Consider the following 15,666-nt stretch of genomic DNA (forward strand, 5'->3'; position numbering starts at 1 on the left):
TCTGCAGGTCCGTGCCTGCCGCCGTCCGGCCGTGGAGGCGCGGACGAAAATAACCCTATGATGAGGCCGTTTAAAAACGGTTCAAATCTGGGTAGAAATTGCGGGTTCAGCAAGATTTTGCGGTCGCGACATGTGATGAGGACGCGAATTCACCCTGAGGTTGTGTGCTGTTGTGTTCATTCGGCGGCAGGCCGGTGAGGCGGTCAGTCGTCGAGACGGTGCCGGGCATTGTGCGGCCGCATATAGAAGTTGTTCACAGCTAAAGGCGGCTCTATCGCGTGGCGATAGCTTCGCGGTGCTCGGACGCCACGGATTTTTAGGAGCTGTGCCTTAGGCCAACGGTTCGGTGGCCGGTGCCGCCGCAGCCGCCGATCCGGTCCCGCCCTGGGAGACGCGTCCATTTCCCTGTTCTGGAGAGTGCTCCGCGCCGGCCCGCGGGCCCTGACGGACCGGTCGGGCTCGGTCGCCCTGACCTTCGGCCTGAGCGCCGTGGTGCTGCTCGGCCTGACCGGGGGCGGCATCGATTACGCCCGCCTCGCCTCGCGGCGCAGCCAGCTCCAGAACGCGGCCGATGCCGGAGTCCTCGCGGCCGGCAACTACCTCAAGCTCGCCGTCTCGACCTCGGCGGCGGCCAAGAGCATCGTGGTCGACACGGTCCACGCCCAGGCGGCGCCGCGGCCCGAGAGTCCCTACGCCCTCCGGGTCGACGTGGCGGACGACAAGACCAGCGTCGCCACGACGGTCGACGAGACCGTCAAGCTCGCTTTCGGCGGCTTCGTCGGGGTGCCCACCGTCAAGGTCTCGGTCCGCTCGACGGTCCGCGTCGTCGGCAAGATGCGCCTGTGTCTCCTGACGCTGGACCCGCTCGCCGCCGGCGCGTTCGAGCTGGAGAAGAGCGCCGAGGTGACCGCCCAGGATTGCTCGCTCTACAGCAACTCGCAGAGCCCGCGCGGCATGGTCGGCAAGGACAGCGCCTATGCCCGGGCGCAGACGATCTGCACGGCGGGCGGCTTCGACGGCGCCCGCGCGAATTTCGCGCCGCCGCCGCAGACGGGTTGCCCGCCGATCCAGGACCCCCTGAAGGACCGGGCAGCGCCGCCGGTCGGCGCGTGCACGGCGATCCCGTCCTCGGCGAACAGCAAGCGCGACACCTCCGGCAACATCGTCGACCAGAGCGTCACCCTCGATCCGGGCACCTATTGCGGCGGCCTGTACATCACCAAGAACGCCTCCGTGACGCTGCGCGCCGGCATCTACGTGATGAAGGACGGCCCGCTCATCGTCGACAAGAACGCCGCCATGATGGGGACCGACGTCGCCTTCTACTTCACTGGCAACAAGGGCGGTCTGCTCTTCGACAAGAAGACCACGATCAGCCTGTCGGCGCCGACCACCGGCCCCATGGCCGGCCTGCTGATGATGGAAGAGCGCACGGTCAGCGATCCCGTCGACCCCGCGGCGATCCTCGCCGGCCTGGTGGACCAGATCGTCACGCCGCTGCTGCCCGGGCCGCCGCCACCGTCGCCGACCCCGCCGCCGCTGGCGGCGACCAAGCCCATGCGGACCTACCGCATCATCAGCGACAACGCGCGGACCATGCTGGGGACGCTCTACCTGCCGGCCGGCCGCGTGGTGATCGACGCCGACAAGCCCGTCGCCGACCAGTCGGCCTACACGGTGATCGTGGCCCAGCAGGTCAACCTGTACCAGGGCCCGAACCTCTATCTGAACGCGAATTACGACGGGACTAGCGTGCCGGTGCCGAAGGGGGTCGGACCCCTCTCGGGCAAGCTGCTGCTGTCCCAGTAGGGAGGACGCGATGCGGATCCTGTGTCGACTACTCGTCGCCTGGGAGTGACACGGTGCTCGCGCTGATCCTCGACGATTCCGAGATGAACAACCTGCTGATCATGCAGGCGCTCAAGCCCGTGGCCGACTGCGAGCCGGTCGCCTTCACGTGTCCCGTGACGGCGCTCGACTTCCTGCGGGCGCATGTCGACCGGATCGGGGTCGTCGTAACCGACTACGACATGCCCGGCCTGACGGGCCTCGAGGTGATCGCGGCGGCGCGGGCGGTCCCGGGCTTCGCGCACGTGCCGATCGTGATGGTGACGAGCCTCGACCAGCGCAGCCTGCGCCACGAGGCCCTGCGCGCGGGCGCGACCGACTTCCTCGGCAAGCCCTGCGATCCCGTGGAGATCCAGGCCCGCATCACCAACCTAATGAAGATCAGCGCGGCCCACCGGCAGGAGCAGGACCGGGCCGCGTGGCTCGCCCGCGAGGTCGCGGCGGCGGTTGCCGTCATCGAGGCGCGGGAGCGCGAGATCATCGCCCTGCTGATGCGGGCCGCCGAGCACCGCGACACCGATACCGGCGACCACATCGCCCGGGTGGCCGGCTACGTGGGCGTCATCGCCCGGAACCTCGGCTTCGGCCCGGAGGAGATCCGGATCCTGAAGCTCGCCTCCACGATGCACGACGTCGGCAAGATCGGCGTGCCCGACGCGATCCTGCTCAAGCCCGGACCGCTCTCCGCCGAGGAGCGCGCCGAGATGGAGAAGCACGCCGAGCGCGGCCGGCGGATCCTGGAGGGCAGCACCTCCGACGTCGTGCGGCTCGCCGCCGAGATCGCCGAGAGCCACCACGAGCGCTGGGACGGCACCGGCTACCCGAAGGGCCTGCGCGGCGAGGGGATCCCGCTCTCGGGCCGCATCGTGGCTGTGGCGGACGTGTTCGACGCCCTGGTGACCGAGCGGCCCTACAAGGCGGCCTGGACGCTCGAGCGGGCGCGGGCCTTCGTGGCGGACCAAGCCGGCCGCCACTTCGACCCGCGCTGCGTCGAGGCGTTCCTCGCGGGCTGGGACGCGGTGGCGCGGACCTGCCTGCGCGCCGCCGCCTGATCCGCTCCCCGGTACCGTCGCCCTACCGCCCCTCCCCCCCGCGATCGGGCCCGACCGGGCCACCTGAAGGAGCCGAGCGTGCATCTCGCGTGGCTGAGGCCGAGGCGCTCCCTGGCGGGCCGGCTGGCTCTGGCGGTGACCGGCGCCGTCACGGCGGCGCTCGTCCTGGCAGCGGCCCTGTCGGTCTGGCGCGAGGTCGCCCGCTACGCCGCCGACAAGCAGGCGGCGCTGGAAGCCGTCGCGCAGGTCTTCGCGCATGGCGGCGCCCGGGCCACCGCGGCGGGCGACGCCGACGGGGCGGACGCGTCGCTGCGGGCGATCGGCAAGGTGCCGTCCATCGTCTACGGGGCGATCGAGCGTCCGGACGGGTCCGTGCTCGCCGAGCAGGGGATCGGCCTGCGCCTGACCCGGGACGCCGCCCAGGACGGCGCGGACCTGTCGCTCCTGCACCTGCTCGCCACCCGGAGCCTCCAGGCGACCGCGCCGATCGTGGAGAACGGGGTCCCGGTCGGTCGGGTCGTGCTGATCGGCGAGACCGACGACATCCTCGGCCATCTCTGGGCCGCCGCGCAGAACGCCGCGCTGGCGGCGCTGCTCGCCGTCGCGATCGGCGTCGGCGTGTCGCTCTACCTGCAGCGCAGCGTCACGCGCCCGCTCGCCGCCCTCGCCCGCACCATGGAGGCGGTCCGCCTGCGCCACGATTACGCGCAGCGCGCGCCCGTGGGCGGCGACGACGAGGTCGGCGCCCTGGCGCGGACCTTCAACGACCTGCTCTCCGCGGTGAACGAGCGCGATCACCGCCTCGCCGCCCACAGCGCCCACCTCGAGGCGGAGGTCAGCGCCCGGACGTCCGACCTGAGCGAGGCCAAGCAGGCCGCCGACGCCGCCAACGCCGCCAAATCGGCCTTCCTGGCCACGATGAGCCACGAGATCCGGACCCCGATGAACGGCGTCCTGGTCATGGCCGAGCTGCTGGCGGGGTCCGACCTGCCGGCGCGCCAGCGCCGCTACGCCGAGGTCATCGCCCGGTCCGGCCGGTCGCTCCTGGCGATCATCAACGACATCCTCGACTTCGCGAAGGTCGAGGCGGGCAAGCTCGAGCTCGAGCGCGTGCCCGTGAGCCCCGCCGAACTCGCCGACACCGCGGTGACGCTCTTCGCCGAGCGGGCCCGGACGGCCGGGCTCGACCTCGCGGCCGAGGTCGGGCCGGAGGTGCCGCGGGCGATCCTCGGCGACCCGGTCCGCCTCGGGCAGGTGCTGAGCAACTTCGTGTCGAACGCGCTGAAGTTCACCCAGGCCGGCCACGTCGCCGTCCGGATGACGGTCGATGCCGCCGACGGGTGCCTCGTGGTCGCCGTCTCCGACACCGGGATCGGCATCCCGCAGGACAAGCTGGCGACGATCTTCTCGGCCTTCTCGCAGGCCGACCAGTCGACGACCCGCCGGTTCGGCGGCACCGGCCTCGGGCTCTCGATCGCCCAGCAGATCGTCGCCGCGATGGGCGGCACCGTGGCGGTGACGAGCCGCGTCGGCGCCGGCTCGACCTTCTCGGCGCGCATCCCCCTGACCGTCGCCGAGCCGGCCTGCCCGGTCCGGCGCCGCGACGCGGTGCCGGCCGCGATCGCGCTCGACACGGCCGGTCCCGCCACCCGCGCCGCCCTCGCGGCCGGCCTGCGCGCGGCCGGCTTCGCGCCGGTCGCGCCGGGGAGCGCCGCCGACCACTGGATCGGCGACGCGGCCGCCCTCGTGGCGGCGGGCCGCCGGCCGGACCGGGCCGTGCGGGTGCTCGCGGTCGCGGTCGCGGGACCGGGCGACGGCGCGGCCGACGCGGCGCTCCGCGCCGGTCTCGCCGACGCGGTGCTGCGCTGGCCGGTGACCCAGGCGGAGTGGCAGCCCGTCCTGGCGGCGCTGGCCGCGGGCGACGCCCTCGCCGCGGCCGCCTCCCCGGCCTCGCCCGCCGGCACGGAGGAGGCGCTCCCGCGATTCCCGGCCGCGCGGGTGCTCGTCGCCGACGACAGCGCGGTCAACCGCGAGGTGGCCCTCGAGGCGCTGGCCCGCTGCGGCGTGACCGATGTCGTGACCGTCGAGGACGGGGCCGCGGCGGTGGCGGCCGCCGAGACGCAACGCTTCGACCTGATCCTGATGGATGGCAGCATGCCGGTCCTGGACGGCTTCGCGGCCGCGCGGCGGATCCGGCAGCGCGAGGCGGCCACCGGCGGGCGCGTCCCGATCGTCGCCCTCACGGCGCACGTCCTCGGCGAGGCCGCCGACGCCGCGGCGGCGGCCGGCATGGACGGGACGCTCCTGAAGCCCTTCACGCTGCGGCAGCTCGCCGACCTGCTGCAGGCGCAGGTCCCGGCGCTCCGCGTCGCGCCGGCTGCCGCCGCGGCGCATACCGTGACGCCGGCCCCGGTCGCTCCGCTCGCCGCGCCGGCCGTCGCGAACGCCGCCGACGACCTCATCGACGCCGAGGTGATCGACGGGCTGCTCGGCCTCGGAGATGGCGCCTTCCTCGACCGCGTCCTCGACCTGTATCGGTCGCAGGGTCCGGTGGCGCTCGCCGGTCTGAGAGCCGCCCTCGCCGCCTCCGACCAGCCGGCAATCGCCCGGGCCGCGCACAGCCTCAAGTCGATGAGCGCGAATGTCGGCGCGCGCGTCCTCGTGGCGCGTCTGCGCGTCATCGAGGAGGACGCGCGGAGCGCGGCCTGCGTCGAGCGGGCGGACGCGTGCGACGCCCTGGACAGCCTGCTCGCCGCGACGATCCGCGGCCTCGAGGAGCGGACGCGGTCCCGGGCGGCGGCCGCCTAGGATCGTCGCGGGCGACCCCGGCGGCCGTCGGCCCGGCCTATTGAAGCGTTCAGGAAAAGTATTCCATCGGGAGACCGCCCGATTTCGCAGACCTGCCCTGCGATGCGGCATCTGGCATGCCAGCAGGGTCCGCCGTACGGTTGCGCTTCCTCCCAAGCACTCCCTCAGCCCGCCCGGTTCGCCGCGGCGGGCTTTTTCGTCGGCGCTGCCGGCGGGCCGCGGACTGTCCCGACCGCGTCCGCGTGCCGACCTGGCTCGGGATCAGGTGATGAGCATGCGGCGGGTGAACATCGCGGCCGCGAACAGCACGGCGGCGCCGGCGGTGATGATGCTCGTCATCAGGATGCGGCGCGGCTCGGTCGAGGATCCGGCCTTGATGGGCTCGACGATCGGCACCAGGGCCACGACCTGCTGCTGGGCCACGATGCGGGCCCGGTCATAGGCCAGCTGCACGTCGCGGTGATACTTCTCGGCATTCTCGCGCTCGTGCTCGAGATCCTCGAACCGCGTGAGCGCGTCCGAGAGGCGCCGCTTCTCGGTCGGCGCGGTGCCGGCCAGCTGCTGCTGGACCCGCGCGATGTTCGCGTCGAGATCGCCGATCTGCTGCTTCAGGTCGACGATGCTGCGGGATTGCGGGCCGAGGTCCCGCTGGAGCACCGCCAGCTGGACGGCGAGCTTGGTGCGCGTCTCCCGCAGTTCCGAGACCGACTTGATGGTGGCGGTGTTCGACTTGATGACGTCGAGCACGCCCTCGCGGTTGCGCAGCTCGTTCAGGGCGGCGTTGGCCTTGGCCTCGCGCTCCTCCGCGAGCTTCAGGACGCGCGTGCTCACGTCGAGGGCGTCCTTCCGGGACGGCAGGCTGAGGTCGTTCAGCATCCGCTCCGTATCCGTCATGACCGCCTTGGTGATGGCGAGCGACTCGTCGGGATCGAAGGCCTCGACGGTCAGCGACATGATGCCGGACGCCGATTCGACGTCGACGTCGACCCGGCGGCGCCAGTACCGCAGGAACTTCTCGACCGGCTTCTCCGGGTTGAAGCGGGAGAACATGTCGATGTCGTCCCGACCGAACCACGCGCGGATCGGGAGTTCCGCCGCGACCGCTTCGACCATGGGCCGGCTGTGGATGTATTCCTGCGCGATGAGCGTTTCCTGGGCGACGGTCGCCTTGATCACACCGGCATTCGTGCCGACCGTGTCGGGCGTCGCCTTGTCGGCGGTGCCGATGGTCGGCCGGATCGCGAACCGCGCCTCGGTGACGTAGCGGTCGGAGGCGATCAGCCCGTAGTAGATCCCGGCGGCCAGGGTCGGCAGGACGAAGCAGACGACGAACAGGAGCGGCAGCCAGGGGTCGCTTTTGACGTGGCTCTGGTACGAGCGCACGCCCTTCTTGGTGTCGGGCAGGCCCGGGAGGCGCGCGAACTGCCGCAGCGACTGCGCGATCACCTTGTTCCGGTCGATGCCTTTCAGAGGCCGGCCCTGGGCTTTCTCGACCTGCATGTCCATCGTTGCTTCTCGAAGCTCGGGCTTGCGCGGGCGTCGTCGACCCGCGCGGCTTTCACGCCGCTCGCGCAGCCCATCACACGGACAGGCGGCGAAAGCATGTCAGCCGCGCCGTGCCCCCTCCCCCGTGCGGGAGGGCGTTGGGGAGCGGCAGGACGCTTCGAGGTGGAGCGCGCCGTGGAGCCGCTGGGTCCGGATGTGCCTCGTCCGGACGGACCTGATCCCCGACCGGGCGCTCCGCGAGAGCAGACCTCTCCCGACGGATCTCGGGCCTGACCGAGATCCGCGCCGGACCGGTCGGGACCGGCGCTAAGGACTGTCCGCGATCGTGACCTGATCGGCGACACCGTCGGTCTTGCCGCTGAGGCCCGGCACCTCGTCGAGCTGCCGCAGGCTGGTGAACCGGCCGCGCTCCTCCCGGTAGCGCACGATCTCGAAGCCGTGGCCCTTGAGTGCCGGAACGCTGTCCAGTTCCTCGGCCGTCGCCGTGTTGAGATCGATCACGGTGGTGCCCTTCCGCGCCGGTCGGCGCCGTACTCGGTCGCTCCGGTCCCGCGCCGGCCCGGGCGCCTCAGCGGATCGGATCGGCGCGGAACTGCCCGTGGGCGGGCTCGGACGCCCGACAGCGGCAGGCGGGTGGCAGGCCGGTCGGGCCCGTGCGGTTCGGCCCCTCACGGCTCAACAGGCGCAGCAGAAGATGCTCGAGCGGCGCTGCCTGGTAGGGCTTCTGGAGCACCGGAACCGCCTGATAGGCGGCGTCCAGGCCGTGCTGCCCGTACCCGGTGGCGAACAGGAACGGCGTATCGCGCGCCAGCAGCAGGTCGGCGACCGGGTAGCTGCGCGCCTCGCCGAGATTCACGTCGAGCACCGCCAGATCGAACGCCTCGGTCCGGGCATGGGCCAGGGCCTGCTCGAGGCGCATCGCCACCACGACCTCGCAGCCCAGGTCGAGCAGCATGTCCTCGGCGAGCATGGCGACGAGGCTCTCGTCCTCGACCAGCAGGACCCGGCGTCCGGCGAGCGGCGTCATGGCGCGCGCGGCCCTTCGACCGCCTCCTGGCCGATCCAGCCGAGCCGGGTCAGCGGGATCCGCATCTGGCAGGTCGCGCCCGCCGGCGCGAAGGTGATCGCCGCGCTGCCGTCGAACTCCAGCGGCAATTGCCGCTCGATGAGCCGTGAGCCGAACCCCTTCCGGGTCGGGGGCGTGACTGGCGGGCCACCCCGCTCCTCCCAGAGCAGGTCGAGCTGCTGACGGCCGTCATCGCGATCGTGAAGGGACCAGGTCACCGCGACCCCGCCCTCGGGCGTCGACAGGGCGCCGTACTTCGCCGCGTTGGTCATCAACTCGTGGAGGGCCATTGCCAGCGTCACTGCCACCTTAGGGTGCAGTCGCGCGTCCGGCCCTTGTAACCGGAAGCGGCCGGCATCGACCTCTGCCAAAAGGTGGGGGGCGAGCGCGCGCTCGACAACGCCGCGCAGGCTGGCGCTCTCCCAGTTGTCCTCGACCAGCACGTTGTGGGCGTTGGACAGGGCCGCCATCCGGGCGTCGAAGACGGCGCGCGTCGTCTGGTCCGTCTGCCCGCGGAAGGTCTGCGCGGCGATCGACTGCACCGTGGCGAGAGTGTTCTTCACCCGGTGATTGAGCTCGTTGATCAGCAGGCGTTGGCGCTCGGCGGCCGCCTTCTCCTCGCTGATGTCGCGGACCTCGATGATCGTCCCGATGATGTTGGTCGCGTCATCGCGGATCGGGCTGGCAGTGAACGCCACGGGGAAGAAGTGCCCGTCCCTGTGCACGAACACCTCCTCGCCGCGCTCCTGATTGTTCTCCGGGAAGGCGCGGTCGATCGCGCACTCCTCCAGCGGGAAGGGCCTTCCGTCCGGGTAGGTGTGGTGGACGATGTCGTGCAGCGGGCAATCGCGGGCGAGGACTTCCCGCAGCGTCCAGCCGGTCAACTGCTCGGCGGCGCGGTTCATGTAGATGCAGTGCTGGCGGTCATCCATCAGGAAGATGGACACCGAGGCGTTGTCGAGGACCGCGTTGAGGCGACGCTCGCTCTCGAAGAGCTGGCCCGACCCACGCCGCAGGCTCGCCAGCGGCGCGCTGGCGGCGGACGAGGATTGAAACGGCTGCCGCGAGTTCGGCACGGTCACGACCCTTCACGCGGGTTGATCTGAGATACCCTGCGCGCGATCCTGGTGGACCTTCGGGACTGGGCACGGTGGGTGGCTGGCCGCGCCGGACGGCCTAGAGGTGGGAGCGTGCAACGCACCATGCGGAGCCGTTGTTCCGCCGCGCGGACGGTCCGGCCGCGCCGTTCCGCCCGGGTCCATATCACGCGGGTCCATATCACGCGGGTCCGGATCACGCGGGTCCGGGCTCCGGGCGGCGCGCGAACAGGGCGGCCCAGTCGGCTCGACGCTCCTGCGGGACGAGGAAGAAATCCCACGTCACGTAGTCACTGACCGCGAGCCACGTGCTCGCATCGTCGATCAGGTTTCCGGTGATGTCCGCGCAGATGTAGCCGTGGCTCTCGGCGAACCGGTAGAGGGAGTCCTGCGCGTGCCCGTAGGCGGAGTAGCCGGCCCAGCCGTACTCCACGCTGACGATCGGGCGGCATCGCCGGAGGAGCTGGGCCGCGCCGCTCAGAGCGTTCAACTCCCCGCCCTCGATGTCCATCTTGATGTAGGCCACCGCGGGGACGTGACCGAGGGCGGTATCGAGCCTCTCCGTCCTGACCTTGATGGTCTTGGACGTGATGGCGGGACTGCTGAAGTAGCGGGCGAGGAGCCCGCTCTCGCCGGGCACGCTCGCGACCGTGAAATCGGTGCGCCCCGCCGCGTCGGAGAGGGCGACGTCGTGCAGCTCGACCTCGGGTCGTCGGCCGAAACGCCCCGCCAGATCCTTCATCAGGAACGGGATCGGCTCGAAGGCGTGGACCTTGCCGGTCGGGCCGACGATGTCGACGAACGCGACGAGGTGGAGCCCGGTATGGGCGCCGACGTCGACGACGACATCCCCCGGAGCGAGGAAGCGGCTGTAGCCCTGCCGCAGGATGCGCTCGTAGTCCGGGACCTGACCGGCGTCATGAACCGCCCTGAACGCGTTGGCGGCGGCGACGGCAGGATGCATGCGCAGGGTCCGTTCAGAGGAGGCGAGCCCGGAGGGTCGGCGAGGTCGCGCCCATGGTAGGCCGCCCTGTGCCGGCTATGCCAGCGCGCCGCGGCGGGGTGCCGACGCCCGCCGCGAGCCCCGACCGGATCAGGCGGGCCGGCCCTTCCCGAACCGCTTCAGCAGTCGCTCGCGCTTCAGGCGCGACAGGCGGGCGATCCAGAACACGCCGTCGAGCTGGTCGATCTCGTGCTGGAGGACCGCGGCCGGGAAGCCCTCGGTCTCCTCCTCGTGGGCGGACCCGTCGAGGTCGCGGTAGCTCAGGCGGATGCGGGCGGCCCGGGTGATCCGCTCGCGCACCCCCGGCATGCTGACGCTGCCCTCGTCGTAAGCCTCCGTGTCGGGGGACGCCCAGGACACGACGGGGTTCACGTAGACGCGGGCGCTCTCGTCCGGCGACATCCGTACCACCACGAGGCGCGCGGGGACGCCGATATGCGGGGCCGTCAGGCCGATGGCGCTTTCGGCCATGAGCGTGTCCCGGACGTCGTCGGCGAGGGCCCGCAGGGCCGCGTCGAACGCGACGACCGGTTCGGCCGGGCGCGTCAAGCGGGGATCGGGAAACAGGACGAGCGGGCGCGCCGGCATGGTTGATCAGTCCGCGTGGGTCGTTTCACCAGCGGCGCCGCGAGGGCCCGCCGCGCGCCATGCAAGCCGCGCTGCGGGGCGGATCGTCAAGACCGGCGCGCCGCAGGCCCGGCCGCGTCGCCGGGTCCCGGGCCGGCCGCGACGGCGCGCGCGACGTGGTGGAGCTTGTCGGGATTGCGCGTGATGTAGATGGCGTCGATCCGGCCGTTCTCGATCGCGAGGGCCGTCGTCTGCAGGAGGCCGCCGCGCTCGCGGGTGACATAGCCCGGAAGCCCGTCGATCCACACGAACCCGACCAGCGCCGCCCGGCCGTCGCCCCACTTGCGCCGCGCGCCCGCGTAGAGCCGGAGCAGGCGCTCGAGCCCCCGGATCGGGTTGACGAAGGCGAGCACCTTGCCGCCGCCGTCCGAGGCGAGCGTCACGCGATCGGCGAGCAGCGTCCGCAGCCCCGCGACATCGCCGCTCGCGGAGGCCTCGAAGAACGCCCGGGCGACGCGCTCGCCCTCGTCGCGGGTCACGGGAAAGCGCGGGCGCGCGGCCCGGACGTTCCGGCGCGCGCGCGCCGCGAGCTGGCGCACGGCCGGCGCCGCCCGCCCGAGCGTCTCCGCGACGTCGCCGAGCGGCAGGCCGAACACGTCGTGGAGCAGGAAGGCCGCGCGTTCCAAGGGAGACAGCCGCTCGAGCGCGAGCATCAGCGTCAGCGTGAGGTCGTCCTCGTCCACGCCGTCCGCCCCCGGCTCGACCAGCGGCTCGATCAGCGGTTCCGGCAGCCAGGGGCCGACATAGCTCTCCCGGCGCGCGCGCGCCGACTTGATCTGGTCGAGGCAGAGGCGCGTCACGACGCGCGCGAGGAACCGGTCGGGCGCCGCGACCCCGCTTCGGTCCGCCGCGACCCAGCGCAGCCACGCGTCCTGCACGACGTCCTCGGCCTCGCTGCGCGAGCCGAGCATGCGGTAGGCGATGCGCAGGAGCCGGGGACGGTGGGCCTCGAAGGCGGCGGTCCCGTCCCCGCGCCCCGGCGGCATGACCGGACCGGAGGCCTGATCGCGTCGGGGCGGAGCCCGCCCGCGGGGAAGGTCGGGTCCCGTCATGTTGTCGCGAGCCAGGTCTCGAAGCGCGTATCCCCGAGGCGGGCCGCGGCCGCGTCGTCGGGGACCAGGGAGCCTCGCGCCAGCGCGGCACCGAAGTAGCGGGCCGCGGCGTCGACCGTCACCGCGCGGCCGTCGCCGGCGGCCGCCACGCGCCGGGCGACGAACGCCCGGAACGGCAGCCGCTCCGGCCCCGCGACGTCGATCGTCCCGTCGGCGGGCGCGCCGACGGCCACCGCGGCGAGCGCCGCGGCCACGTCCGCCGCCGCGACGGGCTGGAAATCCGCGTCCGGCACGAGGATCCGCTCCCCGACCGCGAAGGCTTCGGCGATCGTCGCGACGAACTCGAAGAACTGGGTGGCGCGGACGATGGTGTAGGGAAGGCCCGACGCCGCGATCAGCCGCTCCTGCGCGACCTTCGCCCGGAAGTAGCCGTTGCCGTCCGCGCGGTCCGCGCCGACGATCGAGAGGGCGACGTGGTGCTTGACGCCCGCCTGCCGGCCGGCGGCGAGGAGGTTGCGGCTCGAGCGCTCGAAGAAGTCGCGCACCGCCGCCTCCTCGAAGGAGGGCGCGTTGGCCACATCGACCACGGTGTCGGCGCCGACGAGAACCTGGGCCAAGCCGGCGCCGGTCACGGCGTCGACGCCCGTGCTCGGGGAGGCGGGGACGGCCTCATGGCCCGCGCGCTCCAGCTCGGCCGTCAGATGCCGGCCGATCAACCCGCTGCCGCCGATCACCACGATCTTCATGACGTCTGTCTCCCGCGCGGACCGGGCCGAGGGGCACCCTGCCGCTCCGGCGTCCCGGTCGGCGACAGGACGATGCAGCATCCCGGTTTGTGACATCCCGCCGCAAAAAGCGACGGCCGCGGCGTTGCGAGAGGCCGCGACCGGCGCTACGGAGGCCCGCCGCCGGAGCCGAGACGCCGATGAGACTGACCCTGACCGCAATGCCGCCCCGCCTTGCCGCCAGGACCGTCTCTCCGCATGCCAGCACAGCTCGCCCTCCTGAACCTCGCGTGGACCGCGCCTGACGGGCGCGCCGTCCTCTCCGGCATCACCGCCAGCTTCGGGCAGGAGCGGACCGGCATCGTCGGCCGCAACGGCGCCGGCAAGAGCACGCTCCTGAACCTCCTGGCCGGCCGCCTCGCGCCGATGGGCGGCAGCATCCACCGCGACGGCACGGTCGCCCTGCTGCGCCAGTTCGCGGGCCCGACCGCCGACGAGACCGTCGCCGACCTGTTCGGCGCGACGGCGGGCTTGGCGCTGCTCCGCCGCGCGGAGGCCGGTGCGGCGGAGGCCGACGAGCTCGCCGTCGCCGACTGGACGCTCGCGGAGCGCCTGACGGGAGCGCTGGCGCGGATGGGCGTGGCGGTGGGGCCCGACACGCCGCTCCGGCGCCTCTCCGGTGGGCAGCGCGCCCGCGCGGCGCTGGCGGCGGCGATCTTCGCCGCGCCGGATTTCCTGCTCCTCGACGAGCCGACCAACGACCTCGATCGCGACGGGCGGCGGGCGGTCCAGGAACTTCTGCAGGTGTGGCGCGCCGGCGCGATCGTGGTCAGCCACGACCGGGCCCTGCTCGATGCGATGGACGCGATCGTGGACCTCGCGCCGGGGGAGGCGACCCGCTACCGGGGCAATTTCGACGCCTTCCGGCAGGCCAAGGCGACGCGTCTCGCCGCGGCCGAGCACGACCTCGCGGTCGCCGAGAAGCGGGCGACGGACCTCGCCCGCCGGGCGCAGGAGCGCGTCGAGCGCCAGCAGCGCCGCGACGCGGCCGGGCACCGCCGCTCCGCGAAGGGCGACCTGCCCCGGATCCTGGCCGGGGCTCGCCGGGACAACGCGGAGCGGACTGCGGGCGGGAGCGCGCGCCTCACCGAGCGCCAGCGCGCCGGCGCCGAGGCCGATCTGGCGGAGGCCCGGGACCGGATCGCGGCGGTGAAGCCGGCCGCGATCGCGCTCCCACCGAGCGGGCTCCACGCCGGCCGGCGCGTCCTCGCGCTCACCGACGTGACGGTCGGCTACCGGCCGGGACAGCCGGTCCTGCGGGACGTGTCCCTCGCGGTCACGGGTCCGGAGCGCGTCGCCCTCCGCGGGCGGAACGGCTCGGGCAAGTCGACCCTGCTCGCGCTGGTCGCCGGCCGCCTCAGCCCGTGGTCGGGCCGCGTCTCGGTCGGGGTGCGCGCCGCGCTGCTCGACCAGCGCCTCGACCTCCTCGACCGCGACCGGACCGTGGCGGAGAACTTCGCGCGTCTCAACCCGGAGGAGGACGCGAACGGGTGCCGGGCGGCGCTAGCGCGGTTCCAGTTCCGGGCGGCGGCCGCGGACCGCCCCGTCGCGGCGCTGAGCGGCGGCGAGCGGGTCCGGACCGCCCTCGCCTGCGTGCTCGGCAACCGCGCGCCCCCGCCCCTCCTGATCCTCGACGAGCCGACCAACCACCTCGACCTGGACGCGGTCGAGGCTCTCGAGGCCGGGTTGGCGGCCTATGACGGCGCGCTCCTCGTCGTCAGCCACGACGCGGCCTTCCTGGACGCGTTGGGGATCACCCGGCGCGTCGACCTCGACGACCTCGCCGACCGGCCCCGCGCCTGAGGGGGGCATCCGGAACGGCGGCGGGACGGGACGCATTCGCCGCCCCCTACCCCGCCGGGTCTTCAGGAGGCGTCGGTTCAGTCCGCACGCGTCCCGGCCGGATCGAGCCGGAGGGTGAACAGGCGCAGGACGGTGCGGGTGCCGCGCACGGGCCCGACAGCCACGATCCGCGCCCCGCCGGACGGCGCCGCCCGGACGACCGCCTCGGAGGCGAGGCAGTCGCAGGGCAGCGCGCGGGTCATCTGTTCCAGCCGACGGGCCACGTTGACGGTGTCGCCGACTGCCGTGAACTCGACCCGCTCCGCCCCGATGACGCCGATGTAGACCGGGCCGCGATGCAGCCCGATGCCGACCCGCACCGGTGGCAGGCCGGCCTGTCCGCGCTCCCGGCTCCAGGTCGCCATCGCGGCCGCGAGCGCGCGGGCCGCCGCGACGGCGCGACCGGCATCCCCGGGCGCCGCGTCCGGCACGCCGAACACCGCCATCACCTCGTCGCCGACGAACTTGTCGACGAAGCCGCCCGCCGCCTCGATCGCCCGCGCGGCGCGGGACCGGAACGCGGCGAGGAACGCCGCGACCTCGCCGGGCGCCATGCCCTCGCAGAGGCGGGTGAAGCCGCGGATGTCGGCGAAGAGCACCGTCGCCTCCTGCTCCCAGCCGGGGCGCCGGGCGGCGCGATCCGTCTCGGCGACCCATCGGGCGACCGTCGGCGCGGTCAGGCGCGCGAGGTTGTTCCGCTGCCGCGTCGCGGCGCACGCGGCCCCGCGCAGGCGCTGCACCCGCAGCGAGAGCCATGCCAGGGCGAGCCCGCCGAGCCCGACCGTGACGGGCTCGGGCGTCGTCGTGGCCGCAAGCGCCAGGAGCAGCGGCAGCGGCGCCGCGGCGAGGAGCCGGCCGCGCCCCGCCGCCGCGACGGCGAGGTGTCGGCGGAGGGGAACGGCCCGCGCCCGTCGCCCGACACCGCCAGCGAGCCCGGAACAGGCGTCCGCCGTGTCCGCGCGGGGCTCCCGCAGCGCCAT

13 protein-coding genes are annotated in these 15,666 nt (G+C 73.3%); 4 read left to right on the forward strand and 9 right to left on the reverse strand.

The genetic code is table 11. The annotated features are described in order from the left end of the window. The first annotated feature begins 417 nt into the window (after window positions 1-417). From BLW78_RS14095 to BLW78_RS14105, 3 genes are all read left to right on the forward strand, one after another. The gene (locus BLW78_RS14095; RefSeq protein WP_091680322.1) at window positions 418-1,809 is read left to right on the forward strand and encodes a TadE/TadG family type IV pilus assembly protein; all 1,392 of its coding nucleotides are present in this window, start codon (window positions 418-420) and stop codon (window positions 1,807-1,809) included. A gap of 53 nt (window positions 1,810-1,862) precedes the next feature. Then, window positions 1,863-2,900, forward strand: coding sequence for an HD-GYP domain-containing protein (locus BLW78_RS14100; RefSeq protein ID WP_091680324.1), 1,038 nt, complete (start codon window positions 1,863-1,865; stop codon window positions 2,898-2,900). A gap of 78 nt (window positions 2,901-2,978) precedes the next feature. Beyond that, window positions 2,979-5,708, forward strand: coding sequence for an ATP-binding protein (locus BLW78_RS14105; protein WP_091680325.1), 2,730 nt, complete (start codon window positions 2,979-2,981; stop codon window positions 5,706-5,708). Window positions 5,709-5,969: 261 nt separating this feature from the next. Here the strand turns inward: BLW78_RS14105 and BLW78_RS14110 are convergent, their stop codons facing one another. From BLW78_RS14110 to BLW78_RS14145, 8 genes are all read right to left on the reverse strand, one after another. Continuing rightward, entirely contained in the window at window positions 5,970-7,214 is a 1,245-nt protein-coding gene (locus BLW78_RS14110; protein ID WP_020092207.1) for a KpsE/RkpR family capsule polysaccharide export protein, read from the reverse strand. Window positions 7,215-7,520: 306 nt separating this feature from the next. Then, window positions 7,521-7,715, reverse strand: a complete 195-nt coding sequence (locus BLW78_RS14115) for a helix-hairpin-helix domain-containing protein (protein ID WP_020092206.1) — start codon at window positions 7,713-7,715, stop codon at window positions 7,521-7,523. Window positions 7,716-7,782: 67 nt separating this feature from the next. Beyond that, entirely contained in the window at window positions 7,783-8,241 is a 459-nt protein-coding gene (locus BLW78_RS14120) for a response regulator (protein ID WP_091680327.1), read from the reverse strand. After that, window positions 8,238-9,356 carry a sensor histidine kinase gene (locus tag BLW78_RS14125; protein WP_091680433.1) on the reverse strand — a complete coding sequence of 373 codons (1,119 nt, stop codon included), beginning with the start codon at window positions 9,354-9,356 and terminating at the stop codon, window positions 8,238-8,240. Before BLW78_RS14125 ends, BLW78_RS14120 begins: the two co-directional genes overlap by 4 nt. Before the next feature lie 217 nt (window positions 9,357-9,573). Then, window positions 9,574-10,341 (reverse strand): FkbM family methyltransferase, encoded by a 768-nt coding sequence (locus BLW78_RS14130; RefSeq protein ID WP_091680329.1) that lies wholly within the window; start codon window positions 10,339-10,341, stop codon window positions 9,574-9,576. A 129-nt stretch (window positions 10,342-10,470) separates the two neighbouring features. Then, the gene (locus tag BLW78_RS14135) at window positions 10,471-10,968 is read right to left on the reverse strand and encodes a peptide deformylase (protein WP_091680331.1); all 498 of its coding nucleotides are present in this window, start codon (window positions 10,966-10,968) and stop codon (window positions 10,471-10,473) included. Between the two features lie 86 nt (window positions 10,969-11,054). Next, window positions 11,055-11,993, reverse strand: coding sequence for a sigma-70 family RNA polymerase sigma factor (locus BLW78_RS14140; RefSeq protein WP_091680334.1), 939 nt, complete (start codon window positions 11,991-11,993; stop codon window positions 11,055-11,057). A 62-nt stretch (window positions 11,994-12,055) separates the two neighbouring features. Beyond that, entirely contained in the window at window positions 12,056-12,805 is a 750-nt protein-coding gene (locus tag BLW78_RS14145) for an SDR family oxidoreductase (RefSeq protein ID WP_091680335.1), read from the reverse strand. 237 nt (window positions 12,806-13,042) lie between these two features. Here BLW78_RS14145 and BLW78_RS14150 point away from each other — a divergent pair, with 237 nt between their 5' ends. Then, a complete protein-coding gene (locus BLW78_RS14150) occupies window positions 13,043-14,647 on the forward strand; it encodes an ATP-binding cassette domain-containing protein (RefSeq protein ID WP_091680337.1) in 1,605 nt (534 codons plus the stop codon). A 77-nt stretch (window positions 14,648-14,724) separates the two neighbouring features. Here the strand turns inward: BLW78_RS14150 and BLW78_RS14155 are convergent, their stop codons facing one another. Next, window positions 14,725-15,666: an adenylate/guanylate cyclase domain-containing protein gene (locus tag BLW78_RS14155; RefSeq protein ID WP_091680338.1), complete on the reverse strand. Its 942-nt coding sequence runs from the start codon at window positions 15,664-15,666 to the stop codon at window positions 14,725-14,727.

Origin of the sequence: Methylobacterium sp. 275MFSha3.1 (assembly GCF_900108435.1) — a bacterium.
Taxonomy (GTDB): Bacteria; Pseudomonadota; Alphaproteobacteria; order Rhizobiales; family Beijerinckiaceae; genus Methylobacterium.